Raw genomic sequence first — 15,013 nt, 5'->3', positions numbered from 1 at the left:
TCTGGTTGCGGCGGAACCTTCCGGTTGCGCCGTTCTCTCATGGCAGGTTGCGAAAGTCTGACTAGGCTTTCGAATAGCTACTTCATTGAGAGGGGAATGCCATGGGAATTATCGGAACCATCTTTATCGGCTTGATCGTCGGTCTGCTGGCACGGTTCCTGAAACCGGGCGATGACAGCATGGGCTGGATCATGACGATTCTGCTCGGTATCGGCGGTTCGCTGGCGGCCACTTACGGCGGTCAGGCCTTGGGCATCTACCAGGCTGGCCAAGGTGCAGGTTTCATCGGTGCACTGGTGGGTGCCATTGTGTTGCTGGTGATCTACGGACTGATCAAAAAGAACTGATCCAGGCGACAAAGCCCTCTCCGCCAATCCGGCCGGGAGGGCTAGAATGCTCGGCGTTTCCTGTTCTTCCAATTACCGAGCACCTTCATGCGCCGTCTTTTGTTGACTCTTGTTTTACTGGGTTCGGGCCTTGCCCATGCCGGCGAACTGCCGGAAACCGACTGGCTCGAATTGATGCCCAAGTCGGACCAGAAGGCCCTCGAGGCCATGCCTGAAATCGACCACAACTCCCCTGAAGCCAATGGCACTTTCACCGACAAGGGTGGGATGAAACAGGCCAAAGGCTTGCCGGCGGTGATGTACTCGACCAAGACCGTTGCGTCGATGAACGACAAGAACATCCGCATCGGCGGTTATCCAGTGCCGCTGGAGTCCGACGCCAAGGGGCACAGTACATTGTTCTTCCTGGTGCCGTACCCGGGCGCCTGTATCCACGTGCCACCACCGCCGCCCAACCAACTGGTGCTGGTGCGTTATCCCAAAGGCCTGAAGCTGAACGACATCTACACGCCGTTGTGGGTGACCGGTACGCTGAAGATCGAGAAGGTCAGCAATGACCTGGCCGATGCAGCGTATGCGCTGGATGCGGAGAAGGTCAGAGTCGTAAAAGAGTCCGACTTGTAGAGATGCAAATGTGGGAGCGGGCTTGCTCGCGAAGGCGGTGTAACAGCCAACGATGATGTTGAATGTTATGACCCCTTCGCGGGCAAGCCCGCTCCCACATTGGTTTTAGGTGTTACTTAGAGCGGCGCGCTGTTGACGCTCACGCCCAGCGTATGGCTTGCCCCTGGTTTCAGGTTCACTACATCGCCCATCACGTTCGCCGTCTCGATGCACAGCATGCGCTGCCAGCCGTCGTCGGCCATGTCGCTGAACGCAGCGGCGCGGTCGACCCACGGGTTCCAGATCACCGCCGTACGCGATCCACTGCTGGTCAGTACGATGCGTCGCTCCCATGCAGGATCGACGATGCTCAGCTGCGGCGGGGCGTCGAGGTAGATGCGATCGGTCTCGCCGGTAAAGCGCAGGTCACCGGTCTGGGTAACGGTTTTCCAGTTGTCCAGGGTTTCGATGTAGTTGAGGCCGTCCACGCCTTCGACGTGCACGTCACGTACATCGCTGACGGCAAAATAACTGTGCAGCGCCTGGCTGATGCTGACGGTTTCAGCACCCCGGTTGTGGCTGATCAGATGGATGTGCAATTGCTCGTCGAGGCGAATGCTCAGCGTCAATTCCACCTGGTGTGGCCAGCCGGGAAAGCCGCCTTCGGGGTAGGGCAGGAGGAATTCGACCTTCAGGCTTTCGCCTTCGGCTTCGATGCCACCCAGTTCCCAATCCATCGCTCGCACGAAACCGTGAGCCGCCGGTGCTTCCTTGCTGACGCGCATTGCCTGAACGCTTTGCGGATTGCGCTCAAAGACGCCAAACCACGGCCAGCACACCGGCACGCCGGCACGGATGCTCTTGCCGGTCTTGAACACGGCCTCGTCGTTGAGCCAGATCAACGGCGGCTGGCCGGCCAGTTGATAACTGAGGATGTGCGCGCCTTGCTGGGCTACCAGCAATTCGGCCTGACCGTGGCGGATGCGCCAGCAGTTCAGTTCATCCAGCTTTACGGCTTCAACATTGGGCGTGCTCATGGGACAGCTCTCGATCAGTAACGTGGACAACTATCGACCGCAAAACGGCTACCAGGTTTAAAAGCTCTTATCGAGCCCTTGGCGGAACCGAACGGGTGCGACCGCTGCCGTCGATGGCAACGAACACAAACACCGCTTCCGTTACTTTACGCCACTCGCTGGACAGTGGATCGTCGCTCCAGACCTCGACCATCATCTTGATCGAGCTGCGGCCGATTTCCAGGGCCTGGGTATAAAAGGACAGCTGCGCGCCCACCGCCACCGGAACCAGAAACGCCATGCGGTCGATCGCAACGGTGGCAACGCGCCCGCCGGCGACCTTGCTGGCCATCGCGGTACCTGCCAAATCCATCTGCGCCACCAGCCAGCCGCCGAAAATATCGCCAAAGCCATTGGTTTCGCGAGGGAGCGCGGTAATTTGCAAGGCCAGGTCGCCTTGCGGGATCGGATCTTCTTGTTCGAGCTCTATCATGCCGGGGGTGCCTCTGACCCGTGACTCTTCGTTGGTATTGCTGGTGGTAGCCGTCTTCGGGAAAAACGATTCACCACCGAACATACTACGTTCGTCACGTTTTCCATAAGGCGCCTAAAGGGAAACTCTGCGAAATCGCCTATGAACCTGACAGGCGTTTTCGCACAGCAACCCCTCAAAAACCGGAGCAAGGCTGCGAGTATATCGGTCGGTAGACTCCACGACGACCGTCCGGTTCTCATTTTGACCGTCAAAAACGCACCTCTATGTGCTTTTTCGAACAATTTGCTATCGTGCCGGACCTGCCCAAACCTCCGCCAGCGTTGTTGAGGTTGCAGATCCGACTATAAGAGAAGCCCTTGCCATGACCACAGCGCCCTCGAGCATCGCGCAGCCAGACCAACCCGCACGTCCGCTGACCCGCAGCGACTACAAGACTCTATCGCTGTCTGCCCTGGGCGGTGCGCTGGAGTTCTACGACTTCATCATCTTCGTGTTCTTTGCCACGGTGGTGGGCAAGCTGTTCTTCCCGGCGGACATGCCTGAGTGGCTACGCCTGATGCAGACATTCGGCATCTTCGCCGCCGGCTACCTGGCACGGCCGTTGGGCGGCATCGTGATGGCGCACTTCGGCGACCTGCTTGGGCGCAAGAAAATGTTCACCCTGAGCATTTTCATGATGGCCGTGCCGACGCTGATCATGGGCTTGTTGCCGACCTATGCGCAGATCGGCATGTGGGCACCCATCCTGTTGCTGTTGATGCGGGTGATCCAGGGCGCGGCCATTGGCGGTGAAGTGCCGGGGGCGTGGGTCTTCGTTTCCGAACACGTTCCGCAGCGGCATGTCGGCTACGCCTGCGGCACCCTGACCAGCGGTCTGACGGCGGGCATTTTGCTCGGCTCGCTGGTCGCCACGGCGATCAACAGCCTCTATACCCCGGTGGAGGTGTCGGATTACGCCTGGCGGATTCCGTTCCTGCTTGGCGGTGTGTTTGGTCTGTTCTCGGTGTACCTGCGTCGCTGGCTGCATGAAACCCCGGTGTTCGCCGAGCTGCAACAGCGCAAGGCCCTGGCCGAAGAGGTGCCGCTGCGTGCGGTGCTTCGTGACCATCGTGGTGCCATCGCCATTTCGATGCTGCTGACCTGGCTGCTGTCTGCCGCCATCGTGGTGCTGATCCTGATGACCCCGACCGTGTTGCAGACGGTCCACCATTTCCCGGCGACTACCGCCCTGCAGGCCAATAGCGTGGCGATCGTGTTCCTGAGCTTTGGCTGCATCATCGCTGGCGCACTGGCGGACCGATTCGGCGCAGGACGGGTCTTCGTGTTCGGTTGTACGGCATTGCTGGCCAGCTCCTGGACCTTCTATCACAGCCTGGCCGATCATCCCGACTGGCTGTTCCCGATGTATGCCCTGACCGGTCTGCTGGTCGGCACCATCGGCGCGGTGCCCTACGTGATGGTCAAGGCCTTCCCGCCCGTGGTGCGCTTCAGCGGTTTGTCGTTCTCCTACAACGTGGCCTACGCCATCTTCGGCGGCCTGACGCCGATGATCGTCAGCCTGTTGCTCAAGGAGAGTGCGATGGGGCCTGCTTATTATGTGGCGGTGCTGTGTGGGGTCGGGATTCTGGTGGGGGCCTGGCTCTGGAAGAAGGGCCGTTGATCCGTTAGTAGTGGCAACGGTGCGCGCTGCTTTTCCGGCTAAATCCCTCCAATTCCTACATTTATAGTTACAACTGAAAGGCCAGCCTTCCAAGTGGAGTGCTGGCCTTTCATCCAATTGTCATATTTCAGCCATAGAGTGTTCACACGGCCTGCTGATACTTGGCCCCGACTTAACACACCCTATCTGCTAGGAGTAAGGCATGAAACTGAAGCGTTTGATGGCGGCAATGACTTTTGTCGCTGCTGGCGTTGCGACTGCCAACGCGGTTGCCGCTGTTGACCCTGCTATCCCGAGCTACACCAAGACCACTGGTGTATCGGGCAATCTGTCCAGCGTCGGCTCCGATACCCTGGCCAACCTCATGACCCTCTGGGCTGAGAACTACAAAAAAGAATACCCGAACGTAAACATCCAGATTCAGGCTGCTGGCTCCGCCACTGCGCCACCTGCGCTGACTGAAGGCACCGCTAACCTGGGCCCGATGAGCCGCAAGATGAAGGACACCGAGCTGGCTGCCTTCGAGCAGAAGTACGGCTACAAGCCAACCGCTATCCCGGTTGCCGTGGACGCCCTGGCGATCTTTGTACACAAAGACAACCCGATCCAGCACCTGACCATGGAACAAGTTGACGCAGTTTTCTCGTCCACTCGTCTGTGCGGCGCTAAAACCGACGTGAAAACCTGGGGTGACCTGGGTGTGACCGGTGACCTGGCCAACAAGCCGGTTCAATTGTTCGGTCGTAACTCGGTATCCGGCACCTACGGTTACTTCAAGGAAGAAGCCCTGTGCAAAGGCGACTACAAGCCTAACGTCAACGAGCAACCAGGTTCGGCTTCGGTCGTTCAGTCGATCAGCTCCTCGCTGAACGGCATCGGTTACTCGGGCATCGGCTACAAAACCGCTAGCGTGAAGACTGTGGCCCTGGCCAAGAAAGGCAGCCAGGACTTCATCGAAGACACCGAAGAAAACGCCCTGAACGGCAAGTACCCGCTGTCCCGCTTCCTGTACGTCTACGTGAACAAGGCCCCGAACAAGCCTCTGGCCCCGCTGGAAGCCGAGTTCGTGAAACTGGTTCTGTCGAAACAGGGCCAGGAAGTTGTAGTGAAAGACGGTTACATCCCACTGCCGGCCAAAGTAGCTGCCAAAGCTCTGGCTGACCTGGGTCTGGCGGAAGGCGGCGCTGAAGTCGCAAAAAAGTAACAAATTGAGTCCGAGGTGAACCCCTCGGACTCACATGGGGGCGGCAGGAGCCGCCCCCATACACCTCAAATTCTCTATCCACTGCTGGTTACCGCTAGCGGCGGATTTGTTGCGTCACTGCATTGTCATCTTTCTGTCATACAGGATCGCTAGGGTGTGCGCATGAATGATCTGGCCAATTCCAACATGACTACTAATCCCCCCAAGCGAATTGACTTCAATACGCCTGAGCTACAACGCAAGCGCCGCATTCGCGCGCTCAAAGATCGCCTGACCCGCTGGTACGTCCTCGTTGGCGGCCTTGCTGTGCTTGGCGCAATCACCTTGATCTTCTTCTTCCTTGCCTACGTCGTTGCGCCCCTGTTCCAGGGTGCCAGCCTGAATGCCAAGGACGCCATCACGCCAGCCTGGATGCAAGACGCCGGCAAACCGCTGATGATTTCTCTGGAAGAGCAGAACCAGGTTGCGATGCGGGTTTCCGACAAGGGCCAGGCATTGTTCTTCGACATCGACAGTGGCGCCGAACTCAAGCGCGTCGATCTGCCGATTCCAACCGGTACCACCGTGACCTCCATCGGCGAAGACCAACCAGGTCACCCGCTGGTTGCCGTGGGTCTTTCCAACGGTCAGGCACTGGTGTTCCGTCACACCTATAAAGTCAGCTACCCGGAAGGCAAGAAGACCATCTCGCCAGCGGTCGAATACCCATACGGCGAAACACCAATCGCGGTGAACGAAGCGGGCGGTGCGCTGGAGCACGTCAGCCTCAATGCCAACGATTCGACCCTGATGCTGGTTGGCGCCACCGGTTCGCAACTCAATGTTCTGTCGCTGACCAGCGAAGAGAACATGATGACCGGCGAAGTCACCAACGAGCAGAAGCGCATTGACCTGCCGCAGATGAACGAGCCGGTGAAGAACATCTTCGTCGACCCGCGTCAGCAGTGGCTCTACGTGGTCAACGGGCGTGCCCAGGCCGACGTCTTCAGCCTGCGCGACAAGAGCCTCAATGGTCGCTACAAACTGCTTGAAGACGGTGAAGCGCAAGTCACTGCCAGCACTCAGCTCGTGGGCGGTATCTCGCTGATCATCGGTGACTCCAAGGGTGGTCTGGCCCAGTGGTTCATGGCCCGCGATCCGGATGGCGAACAGCGCCTGAAGCAGATCCGCACCTTCCAGATGGGCACCACGCCTATCGTTGAAATCACCGCCGAAGAACGCCGCAAGGGCTTCGTTGCCCTCGACGCTTCCGGCAAGCTTGGCGTGTTCCACAGTACTGCCCACCGCACCTTGCTGGTGGAGCCGGTTGCAGAAGGCCAAGGCATTTTCGGTCTGTCGCCACGGGCCAACCGCGTGATCGTGGAAGCCAGCGGCAAGTTGCACCCGCTGCTGCTCGACAACCCGCACCCGGAAGTGTCGTGGAGCGCGCTGTGGAGCAAGGTCTGGTACGAGAACTACGACGAGCCTAAATACGTCTGGCAATCGACCGCCGCCAACACCGACTTCGAACCAAAGCTGAGCCTGTCGCCGCTGACCTTCGGTACCCTGAAAGCCGCGTTCTACGCCATGCTGCTGGCCGCTCCATTGGCCGTTGCCGCTGCGATCTACACCGCGTACTTCATGGCCCCTGGCATGCGCCGCAAGGTCAAGCCGGTGATCGAGCTGATGGAAGCGATGCCGACGGTGATCCTTGGCTTCTTCGCCGGTCTGTTCCTCGCACCTTATGTGGAAGGGCATTTGCCGGGCATCTTCAGCCTGCTGATGCTGCTGCCGATCGGCATCCTGGTTGCCGGTTTCACTTTCAGCCGCCTGCCTGAGTCGATCCGCCTGAAAGTCCCGGATGGCTGGGAAAGTGCGCTGCTGATTCCGGTGATCCTGTTTGTGGGCTGGCTCTCGCTGTACATGAGCCCGTTCATGGAAAACTGGTTCTTCGGTGGCGACATGCGCATGTGGATTTCCCACGACCTGGGCATCACCTACGACCAACGCAACGCCCTGGTGGTCGGCCTGGCCATGGGCTTCGCGGTCATCCCGAACATCTATTCCATCGCCGAAGACGCCGTGTTCAGCGTGCCTCGCGGCCTGACCCTGGGCTCCCTGGCCCTCGGTGCCACACCATGGCAGACCATGACCCGCGTGGTGATCCTCACCGCCAGCCCGGGCATCTTCTCGGCGCTGATGATCGGCATGGGCCGCGCGGTCGGTGAAACCATGATCGTGCTGATGGCCACCGGTAACACCCCGGTCATGGAAATGAACCTGTTCGAAGGCCTGCGCACCCTGGCCGCCAACGTCGCGGTGGAAATGCCCGAATCGGAAGTCGGCGGCAGCCACTACCGCGTGCTGTTCCTCTCGGCGCTGGTGCTGCTGTTGTTCACCTTCGTCATGAACACCCTCGCAGAACTGATCCGTCAGCGTCTGCGCAAGAAATACTCGTCGCTTTAAGAAAGGTAGAAGTCTGTGAAACAGAACTCCCTGAATGGATGGTTCAAGAGCGGCGCCCCCGGCGTCTGGATCAGCGGTGGCGCGGTGTCCATCGCGGTCATCATGACCATTGGCCTGCTGGCAGTGATTGCCGTGCGCGGCCTGGGTCACTTCTGGCCGGCGGATCTGATCCACGCCAGCTACGACGTACCGGGCCAGGGCCAGCACCTGGTCATCGGTGAAGTGGTACAGAAGGAAGAGGTGCCCCGTGCCCGTCTGAAAAGCGCCGGCCTGCCGGTGCCCGACGAAGGCCCGGAGTTCATGACCCGCGAGCTGATCAAGGTCGGCAACCGTGACCTGAACGGCAACGACTTCACCTGGACCGTCGGCGAGTGGCTGACCAACCAGACGACACCGCCAGAGCTGATGGCGATCGAGCGTCGTGAGTGGGGCAACTTCTACGGTTACCTGGTCAACGTCAAACAGGATGGCAAGGTCATCGCTGAGGGCGAAGCCGCATGGCCTGAGTTGCAGGCCCGCGTCGACCGCGTGAACAAGCTGGCTGCACAGCTCAAGAACCTGGAAAAAACCGACATCGGCGCGATCAACGCCGGTCTCGAGCGCATCCGCTTGCACGGTCGCAAGCTTGAGCTGGAAGGCAAGCTGGACGCCACCGCACAAGCGGACATGGAATCCGAGCGCGCCGAACTCAATGCTCGCTATCAGGATGTCGAAGCGCGCCTGAGCGACCTGCACGCGCAGTTCAACCGCGACAGCCTGACCGCCCGCGATGCGAACGGTAAGGAAGTCGAAATCGGCATCGGCAAAGTGGTTCACGCCTACCAGCCGAACGCCATGAGCACGACCACCAAGATCGGTTTCTACTTCAGCAAGGTCTGGGAGTTCCTGAGCGACGACCCGCGCGAAGCGAACACCGAAGGCGGGATCTTCCCGGCCATCTTCGGCACCGTGATGATGACCTTGATCATGGCGATGATCGTGACCCCGTTCGGCGTGCTGGCGGCGGTATACCTGCGTGAGTACGCCAAGCAGAACACGCTGACCCGGGTGATCCGCATCGCGGTGAACAACCTGGCAGGTGTTCCGGCCATCGTTTACGGCGTGTTCGGCCTGGGCTTCTTCGTCTATGTGCTGGGCGGCTCGCTCGACCGTCTGTTCTTCCCGGAAGCCTTGCCGGCGCCGACCTTCGGCACACCGGGTCTGCTCTGGGCCTCGCTGACCCTGGCGCTGCTGGCGGTGCCGGTGGTGATCGTGGCCACCGAAGAAGGTCTGGCGCGGATTCCTCGCACCGTACGTGAAGGCTCGTTGGCCCTCGGCGCGACCAAGGCGGAAACCTTGTGGAAGATCGTGCTGCCGATGGCCAGCCCGGCGATGATGACCGGCATGATCCTCGCCGTGGCCCGCGCTGCGGGTGAAGTGGCGCCGCTGATGTTGGTGGGTGTGGTGAAACTGGCGCCGTCGCTGCCGGTGGACGGCAACTACCCGTACCTGCACCTGGACCAGAAGATCATGCACCTGGGCTTCCACATCTATGACGTCGGCTTCCAGAGCCCGAACGTCGAAGCCGCGCGGCCGCTGGTGTACGCCACGGCGCTGCTGCTGGTGCTGGTGATCGCCACGTTGAACCTGTCGGCCGTTTATATCCGTAACCACCTGCGCGAGAAGTACAAGGCGCTGGATAGCTGATCATCACCGAACTGTAGGAGCGAGCTTGCTCGCGAAAAAGGTACAGCCGACGCCACTCAGCGCCTGGAACACCATCGCAAGTGAGCTCGCTCCTACAGAAAGAATTGTGTAACCGCAGGCCTTGGCCAGCGGCAACCGAACCGAATTTGTTAGCACAGGGAGCCTCCCATGCAGCACGAAGCACATACCCACGGCATCAACATGTCGGCCTTGGGTCGCGACAAACAGAGCCTGAATCTCGAGCAGGAAACCGTGGCCATCGAAGTACCGGGCCTGAGCCTGTTCTACGGCGAAAAACAAGCGCTGTACGACGTCAGCATGAACATCCCGAAACAGCGCGTGACCGCCTTCATCGGCCCGTCCGGCTGTGGCAAGTCGACACTGTTGCGTACCTTCAACCGCATGAACGACCTGGTTGACGGCTGCCGTGTCGAGGGTGCGATCAACCTGTACGGCAGCAACATCTACCGCAAGGGTGAAGACGTGGCCGAGCTGCGTCGTCGCGTCGGCATGGTGTTCCAGAAGCCGAACCCGTTTCCGAAAACCATTTACGAAAACGTGGTTTACGGCCTGCGCATCCAGGGCATCAACAAGAAGCGCGTCCTCGACGAAGCCGTTGAGTGGGCGTTGAAAGGCGCGGCGCTGTGGGATGAGGTCAAGGACCGTCTGCACGAGTCGGCACTGGGCTTGTCCGGTGGTCAGCAACAACGTCTGGTGATCGCCCGCACCATCGCCGTGGAGCCGGAAGTGCTGCTGCTCGACGAACCGTGCTCGGCACTCGACCCGATCTCCACGCTGAAAGTCGAAGAGCTGATCTACGAACTGAAATCCAAGTTCACCATCGTGATCGTTACCCACAACATGCAACAGGCGGCGCGGGTTTCCGACTACACCGCGTTCATGTACATGGGCAAACTGGTGGAATTCGGCGACACCGATACCCTGTTCACCAACCCGGCGAAGAAGCAGACCGAAGACTACATCACCGGTCGCTACGGCTAGCCGTACAGCCGCAAGCGTCAAGCTTCAAGCGGCAATCTAGAGCGGTTCGGGTACGACACAAATCAGCTTGCAGCTTGTAGCTTGCAGCTCACAGCTTTTGCGGAGCAGACAACATGATTTCTAAGGAAGGCCTTACACATCACATCTCCCAGCAGTTCAACGCCGAGCTTGAGGAAGTGCGCAGCCACCTCCTCGCCATGGGCGGGCTGGTCGAGAAGCAGGTCAACGACGCGGTGACCGCGCTGATCGAGGCCGACTCCGGCCTGGCCCAGCAGGTACGTGAGATCGATGACCAGATCAACCAGATGGAACGCAACATCGACGAGGAATGCCTGCGCATTCTGGCCCGTCGTCAGCCAGCGGCATCGGACCTGCGCCTGATCATCAGCATTTCCAAATCGGTGATCGACCTGGAGCGCATCGGTGACGAGGCGACCAAGATCGCCCGTCGCGCCATCCAGCTGTGCGAAGAAGGTGAAGCGCCTCGCGGTTACGTCGAAGTGCGCCACATCGGTGACCAGGTGCGCAATATGGTCCGCGACGCACTGGACGCCTTTGCCCGTTTCGACGCCGAACTGGCCTTGTCGGTGGCGCAGTACGACAAGATCATCGACCGCGAATACAAGACCGCCCTGCGTGAGCTGGCGACCTACATGATGGAAGATCCGCGTTCTATCTCGCGGGTTCTGAGCATTATCTGGGTGCTGCGTTCGCTGGAGCGTATCGGCGACCACGCGCGCAATATCTCGGAACTGGTGATCTACCTGGTACGCGGCACCGACGTGCGGCACCTGGGCCTCAAGCGCATGAAGGAAGAAGTTGAAGGAACCAGTGGCGAAAGCGCTAATGTTCCGGGCAAAACTGACGATAAGTAAGGTTGCCCAAGTAAAGCGCCCGGCCTGTTGGCCGGGCGTTTTTGTTTGTGGCACACGAATTCGAAAAGCAGCACCCGCGAACGAAAAGTCCGGCGTGACTGAAGGTTTTTTGGCAAAGTGCCATCAGCAAAGCGGTATGCTGGCCGGGATTTTTTAAAGGGGTGGTGGATGAGTAAGGTCAGTGTGTTGGTCGTGGACGACGCGTCGTTCATTCGTGACCTGGTGAAAAAGTGCCTGCGCAATTATTTCCCGGGCATGCGGATCGAAGACGCAATCAATGGCAGAAAGGCCCAGGCCATGCTGGCCAAGGAAGCATTCGACCTGGTCCTGTGCGACTGGGAAATGCCCGAAATGTCCGGCCTGGAACTGCTGACCTGGTGCCGCGAGCAAGACAACCTCAAAACCATGCCCTTCGTGATGGTGACCAGCCGTGGCGACAAGGAGAACGTCGTCCAGGCGATCCAGGCCGGGGTATCCGGTTACGTCAGCAAGCCGTTCACCAACGAGCAACTGCTCACCAAGGTCAAGCAGGCGCTGCACAAGGTCGGCAAACTCGATGCCTTGATCAACGTAGCCGCGACCAAAACCAGCCCTGCATTCGCTAACGACTCCCTCGCCGCCTTGACCGGTGGCAAGGCTCCGGTCGCCACGCCAACAGCCGCGCCTGCACCTGCACCTGCACCTGCACCTGCACCTGCACCTGCACCGTCCAGAGGCTTGCTCAACAATCCGCCGGTCAAGGCGCCTGCGGCCTCTTCGGCACCCACCAGTGGCCGTGGCCAGGGCCAACTGCGTTTGCCGAACGGCATTGCGCAATGCGTGATCAAGGCCTTGAGCCTCAAGGAAGCGCTGTTGGTGGTGAAGCGCACCGAGAGACTGCCGCAGATCCTCGACAGCGCCGTGCTGGACCTGGAGCAGGGCGACAATGCCGAAGTCGCCCGCCTCAACGGCTATCTGCATGCCGTCGTGGCCCACGAACCGAAGCCAGACAGCGACTGGCTCCAACTGACCTTCCGCTTTGTCGATCAGGACGCGCAGAAGCTCGATTACATCTCCCGCCTGATTGCGCGCGGTACGGCGCAGAAGCACTTCGTTCCTGGCGCTTGATGCAACGTCGCCTGTCAGCCCGTCTTCGCGAGCAATTCGAATCGTCGCACCGCCGCTCCCACAGGTTCTAGCTGGACCTGTGGGAGCGGGCTTGCTCGCGAAAGGGCCATCACTGTTACCGTACATCTACTGAACACCCATTCTGAAACATCTGTCGACTATCCGGGTCCATTGCAGCTGCTAGGCTCAAACCCAAGTCCCCCTCGACAGAATCCTTGCCTATGTTCACGCGCCTGCTGTTTTTATGTGGCCTGTTCATGGTCGCCACCTCGGCCGTGGCCATGACCATTTACAAGTCCAAAGATGTCTATGGCGTGGTTTCCTACAGTGACCGCCCCAGCAAAGGCGCCCATGTGTTCGTTTTTCGCGATGGCATGGTCGAGCACCTCGAGCGCCAGGTGCGCCTCGTCATCATGAAGAAGAACGGCGTGCACAGCGTGTACGTGCGCAATGACCTGTATGCACCGGTAGAGGTCGAATTGAGTTTCACCGGGGTGAAGAATGCCAGTGGGGCGCCGGGGCGGACGATTCGGCGCGTGATCCCGCTACGCTCCAGCGTTCGCCTGGCGCAGCTCAAGGCCACCAACGCTGGACGGCCGCTCGCCTACGTTCCGAAGTTCAAGTACTCCCTGGGCGACCCCTCAGGACCCACGGTGGGCTATCGGTACCCGTTGCCCTGGCGTGGCGGGCCGTTCCGGATCAGTCAGGGGGCCAATGGGCCCTACAGCCACTTCGGGCCCAAGAGTCGATACGCCATAGACATTGCGATGCCCGAAGGCACGCCGATCATTGCAGCTCGAGATGGCGTGGTGGTGAAAACCGAAAATCGCCAGAGCGGCCGCGGCACCGATGCATCCGGCAATTTCGTGCGGGTGCTGCACGATGACGGGACCATGGGTGTTTACCTGCACCTGAAGAAAGGTTCGGTCTGCGTTCGAGAAGGCCAGCGGGTAAAGGTAGGCAGTGCATTGGCATTGTCCGGCAACACCGGCAACAGCACCGGGCCGCATTTGCACTTCGTGGTGCAGCGCAATACCGGGCTGGGGCTGGTGTCGATTCCGTACCAGTTCAACCAGCCGGTAAGCGCGCTGCCCAACTTTGCGTTGGGCAAGCAGTGATGCGTTGTCTGGTCTGACGCCATCGCGGGCAAGCCCGCTCCCACAGGATCGCCGCGAATCCGGATAAGCCGGTTAATCCAGCATCAACACCTTGGCCAGAACGATCTTCGGCCCTTTCATCTTCTTGATGATGATCCTCAGGCCTTCGACTTCCAGCACTTCTTCCTCTTCCGGAACTCGCTTCAGGCTCTCATAGACCAGCCCGGCAAGGGTTTCGGCTTCGACGTGGTCGAGGTCGATGCCCAGCAGCCTTTCGACCTTGAACAGCGGCGTATCGCCCCGCACCAGCAACTTGCCCGGCTGATACGCGAGGATCCCGCGTTCGGCCTTGCGGTGTTCGTCCTGGATGTCGCCCACCAGCACTTCCAGCACGTCCTCCATGGTCAGGTAGCCGATGATGTTGCCGTCGGCCTCTTCGACCACGGCGAAGTGCGAGCCGCCCTTGCGGAACTGCTCCAGCAACTGCGACAGCGGCATGTGCCGCGACACGCGCTCCAGCGGGCGAGTCAGTTCGGCCAGGTTGAACGACTCGGGAATGTGGTCCAGCGCCGCCAGTTCCAGCAGCAGATCCTTGATGTGCAGCAGGCCGACGAACTCCTGGCGTTCACTGTCGTACACCGGATAGCGGCTGAATTTGTGGCGACGGAACATCGCCAGGATCTGCTTGAGCGGCGCGTTGTACTCCAGGGTCACCAGGTCTTCGCGGGAGTTGGCCCAGTCGACCACTTCCAGCTCGCCCATTTCCACCGCCGAGGCCAGCACGCGCATGCCCTGGTCGCTCGGGTCCTGGCCACGGCTGGAGTGCAGGATCAGTTTCAGCTCTTCACGGCTGTAGTGATGCTCGTGATGCGGGCCGGGTTCACCTTGCCCTGCTATGCGCAGGATCTGGTTGGCGCTGGCGTTGAGCAGGTAGATGGCCGGGTACATGGCCCAGTAGAACAGGTACAGCGGCACCGCCGTCCACAGCGACAGCAATTCGGGTTTGCGGATCGCCCAGGATTTCGGCGCCAGCTCACCGACCACGATGTGCAGGTACGAAATGATGAAGAACGCCGTGAAGAACGAAACCGCCTTGACCACTTCAGCGGAATCTACGCCAACGGCACTCAGTACAGGCGCCAGAAGGTGCGCGAACGCCGGTTCGCCGACCCAGCCCAGGCCGAGAGAGGCGAGGGTGATACCCAATTGGCACGCCGACAGGTAAGCATCGAGCTGACTGTGCACGGTGCGCAGGATGTGCCCGCGCCAGCCGTTTTTATCAGCGATGGCCTCGACCCGGGTCGAGCGCAACTTGACCATGGCAAATTCCGCCGCAACGAAGAATCCGTTGAGCAAAACCAGGATCAGAGCAAAAAGAATCATGCCGAAGTCGGCGAAAATTGTAGCGAGGGTCAAGCCAGGGGAAGGGTCCATGATGGAGTTTTGCGGGTTCCGTGTATTCGAAAGGGAAGTAG

The 15,013-nt window shown here is 60.0% G+C and carries 13 protein-coding genes; 10 read left to right on the top strand and 3 right to left on the bottom strand.

The window, feature by feature from the left end:
• Positions 1 to 101: 101 nt before the first annotated feature.
• On the top strand, positions 102 to 347 hold the full coding sequence (locus AC06G5_RS29845; protein WP_003229635.1) for a GlsB/YeaQ/YmgE family stress response membrane protein: 246 nt from the start codon (positions 102 to 104) through the stop codon (positions 345 to 347).
• 87 nt (positions 348 to 434) lie between these two features.
• On the top strand, positions 435 to 971 hold the full coding sequence (locus AC06G5_RS29840; RefSeq protein ID WP_413423285.1) for a DUF3299 domain-containing protein: 537 nt from the start codon (positions 435 to 437) through the stop codon (positions 969 to 971).
• 116 nt (positions 972 to 1,087) lie between these two features.
• Here the strand turns inward: AC06G5_RS29840 and AC06G5_RS29835 are convergent, their stop codons facing one another.
• Entirely contained in the window at positions 1,088 to 1,987 is a 900-nt protein-coding gene (locus AC06G5_RS29835) for a D-hexose-6-phosphate mutarotase (protein ID WP_413423287.1), read from the bottom strand.
• A 67-nt stretch (positions 1,988 to 2,054) separates the two neighbouring features.
• The gene (locus tag AC06G5_RS29830; protein WP_007942704.1) at positions 2,055 to 2,459 is read right to left on the bottom strand and encodes an acyl-CoA thioesterase; all 405 of its coding nucleotides are present in this window, start codon (positions 2,457 to 2,459) and stop codon (positions 2,055 to 2,057) included.
• A 364-nt stretch (positions 2,460 to 2,823) separates the two neighbouring features.
• Here AC06G5_RS29830 and AC06G5_RS29825 point away from each other — a divergent pair, with 364 nt between their 5' ends.
• The 8 genes from AC06G5_RS29825 (at position 2,824) to AC06G5_RS29790 (ending at position 13,559) form a co-directional block, all read left to right on the top strand.
• Positions 2,824 to 4,122, top strand: coding sequence for an MFS transporter (locus AC06G5_RS29825; RefSeq protein ID WP_413423289.1), 1,299 nt, complete (start codon positions 2,824 to 2,826; stop codon positions 4,120 to 4,122).
• 202 nt (positions 4,123 to 4,324) lie between these two features.
• Positions 4,325 to 5,326 carry a phosphate ABC transporter substrate-binding protein PstS family protein gene (locus tag AC06G5_RS29820; protein ID WP_413423291.1) on the top strand — a complete coding sequence of 334 codons (1,002 nt, stop codon included), beginning with the start codon at positions 4,325 to 4,327 and terminating at the stop codon, positions 5,324 to 5,326.
• Positions 5,327 to 5,488: 162 nt separating this feature from the next.
• A complete protein-coding gene (locus AC06G5_RS29815; protein ID WP_480458723.1) occupies positions 5,489 to 7,771 on the top strand; it encodes an ABC transporter permease subunit in 2,283 nt (760 codons plus the stop codon).
• Between the two features lie 15 nt (positions 7,772 to 7,786).
• Positions 7,787 to 9,457: a phosphate ABC transporter permease PstA gene (gene pstA / locus AC06G5_RS29810; RefSeq protein WP_008018292.1), complete on the top strand. Its 1,671-nt coding sequence runs from the start codon at positions 7,787 to 7,789 to the stop codon at positions 9,455 to 9,457.
• A 168-nt stretch (positions 9,458 to 9,625) separates the two neighbouring features.
• Positions 9,626 to 10,459, top strand: coding sequence for a phosphate ABC transporter ATP-binding protein PstB (gene pstB, locus AC06G5_RS29805; RefSeq protein WP_008018291.1), 834 nt, complete (start codon positions 9,626 to 9,628; stop codon positions 10,457 to 10,459).
• A 113-nt stretch (positions 10,460 to 10,572) separates the two neighbouring features.
• Complete coding sequence (phoU, locus tag AC06G5_RS29800) at positions 10,573 to 11,334, top strand: phosphate signaling complex protein PhoU (protein ID WP_046038908.1); 762 nt, start codon at positions 10,573 to 10,575, stop codon at positions 11,332 to 11,334.
• A 168-nt stretch (positions 11,335 to 11,502) separates the two neighbouring features.
• Positions 11,503 to 12,441 carry a response regulator gene (locus AC06G5_RS29795; protein WP_480458720.1) on the top strand — a complete coding sequence of 313 codons (939 nt, stop codon included), beginning with the start codon at positions 11,503 to 11,505 and terminating at the stop codon, positions 12,439 to 12,441.
• A gap of 221 nt (positions 12,442 to 12,662) precedes the next feature.
• Positions 12,663 to 13,559 carry a peptidoglycan DD-metalloendopeptidase family protein gene (locus tag AC06G5_RS29790; RefSeq protein ID WP_413423298.1) on the top strand — a complete coding sequence of 299 codons (897 nt, stop codon included), beginning with the start codon at positions 12,663 to 12,665 and terminating at the stop codon, positions 13,557 to 13,559.
• 72 nt (positions 13,560 to 13,631) lie between these two features.
• Here AC06G5_RS29790 and AC06G5_RS29785 read toward each other — a convergent pair whose 3' ends face one another.
• On the bottom strand, positions 13,632 to 14,972 hold the full coding sequence (locus AC06G5_RS29785) for a hemolysin family protein (protein ID WP_085716189.1): 1,341 nt from the start codon (positions 14,970 to 14,972) through the stop codon (positions 13,632 to 13,634).
• Between the last annotated feature and the right edge of the window lie 41 nt (positions 14,973 to 15,013).

Source organism: Pseudomonas sp. WT-JTC (assembly GCF_056711565.1).
This window is presented reverse-complemented; position numbering and strand designations above follow the sequence as displayed.

What these genes read in the sequence shown, in the direction of transcription:
- AC06G5_RS29845 (WP_003229635.1), top strand. Translation starts at nt 102, where the DNA reads ATGGGAATTATCGGAACCATCTTTATCGGCTTGATCGTCGGTCTGCTG.
- AC06G5_RS29840 (WP_413423285.1), top strand. Translation starts at nt 435, where the DNA reads ATGCGCCGTCTTTTGTTGACTCTTGTTTTACTGGGTTCGGGCCTTGCC.
- AC06G5_RS29835 (WP_413423287.1), bottom strand. Translation starts at nt 1,987, where the DNA reads ATGAGCACGCCCAATGTTGAAGCCGTAAAGCTGGATGAACTGAACTGC.
- AC06G5_RS29830 (WP_007942704.1), bottom strand. Translation starts at nt 2,459, where the DNA reads ATGATAGAGCTCGAACAAGAAGATCCGATCCCGCAAGGCGACCTGGCC.
- AC06G5_RS29825 (WP_413423289.1), top strand. Translation starts at nt 2,824, where the DNA reads ATGACCACAGCGCCCTCGAGCATCGCGCAGCCAGACCAACCCGCACGT.
- AC06G5_RS29820 (WP_413423291.1), top strand. Translation starts at nt 4,325, where the DNA reads ATGAAACTGAAGCGTTTGATGGCGGCAATGACTTTTGTCGCTGCTGGC.
- AC06G5_RS29815 (WP_480458723.1), top strand. Translation starts at nt 5,489, where the DNA reads ATGAATGATCTGGCCAATTCCAACATGACTACTAATCCCCCCAAGCGA.
- pstB (WP_008018291.1), top strand. Translation starts at nt 9,626, where the DNA reads ATGCAGCACGAAGCACATACCCACGGCATCAACATGTCGGCCTTGGGT.
- phoU (WP_046038908.1), top strand. Translation starts at nt 10,573, where the DNA reads ATGATTTCTAAGGAAGGCCTTACACATCACATCTCCCAGCAGTTCAAC.
- AC06G5_RS29795 (WP_480458720.1), top strand. Translation starts at nt 11,503, where the DNA reads ATGAGTAAGGTCAGTGTGTTGGTCGTGGACGACGCGTCGTTCATTCGT.
- AC06G5_RS29790 (WP_413423298.1), top strand. Translation starts at nt 12,663, where the DNA reads ATGTTCACGCGCCTGCTGTTTTTATGTGGCCTGTTCATGGTCGCCACC.
- AC06G5_RS29785 (WP_085716189.1), bottom strand. Translation starts at nt 14,972, where the DNA reads ATGGACCCTTCCCCTGGCTTGACCCTCGCTACAATTTTCGCCGACTTC.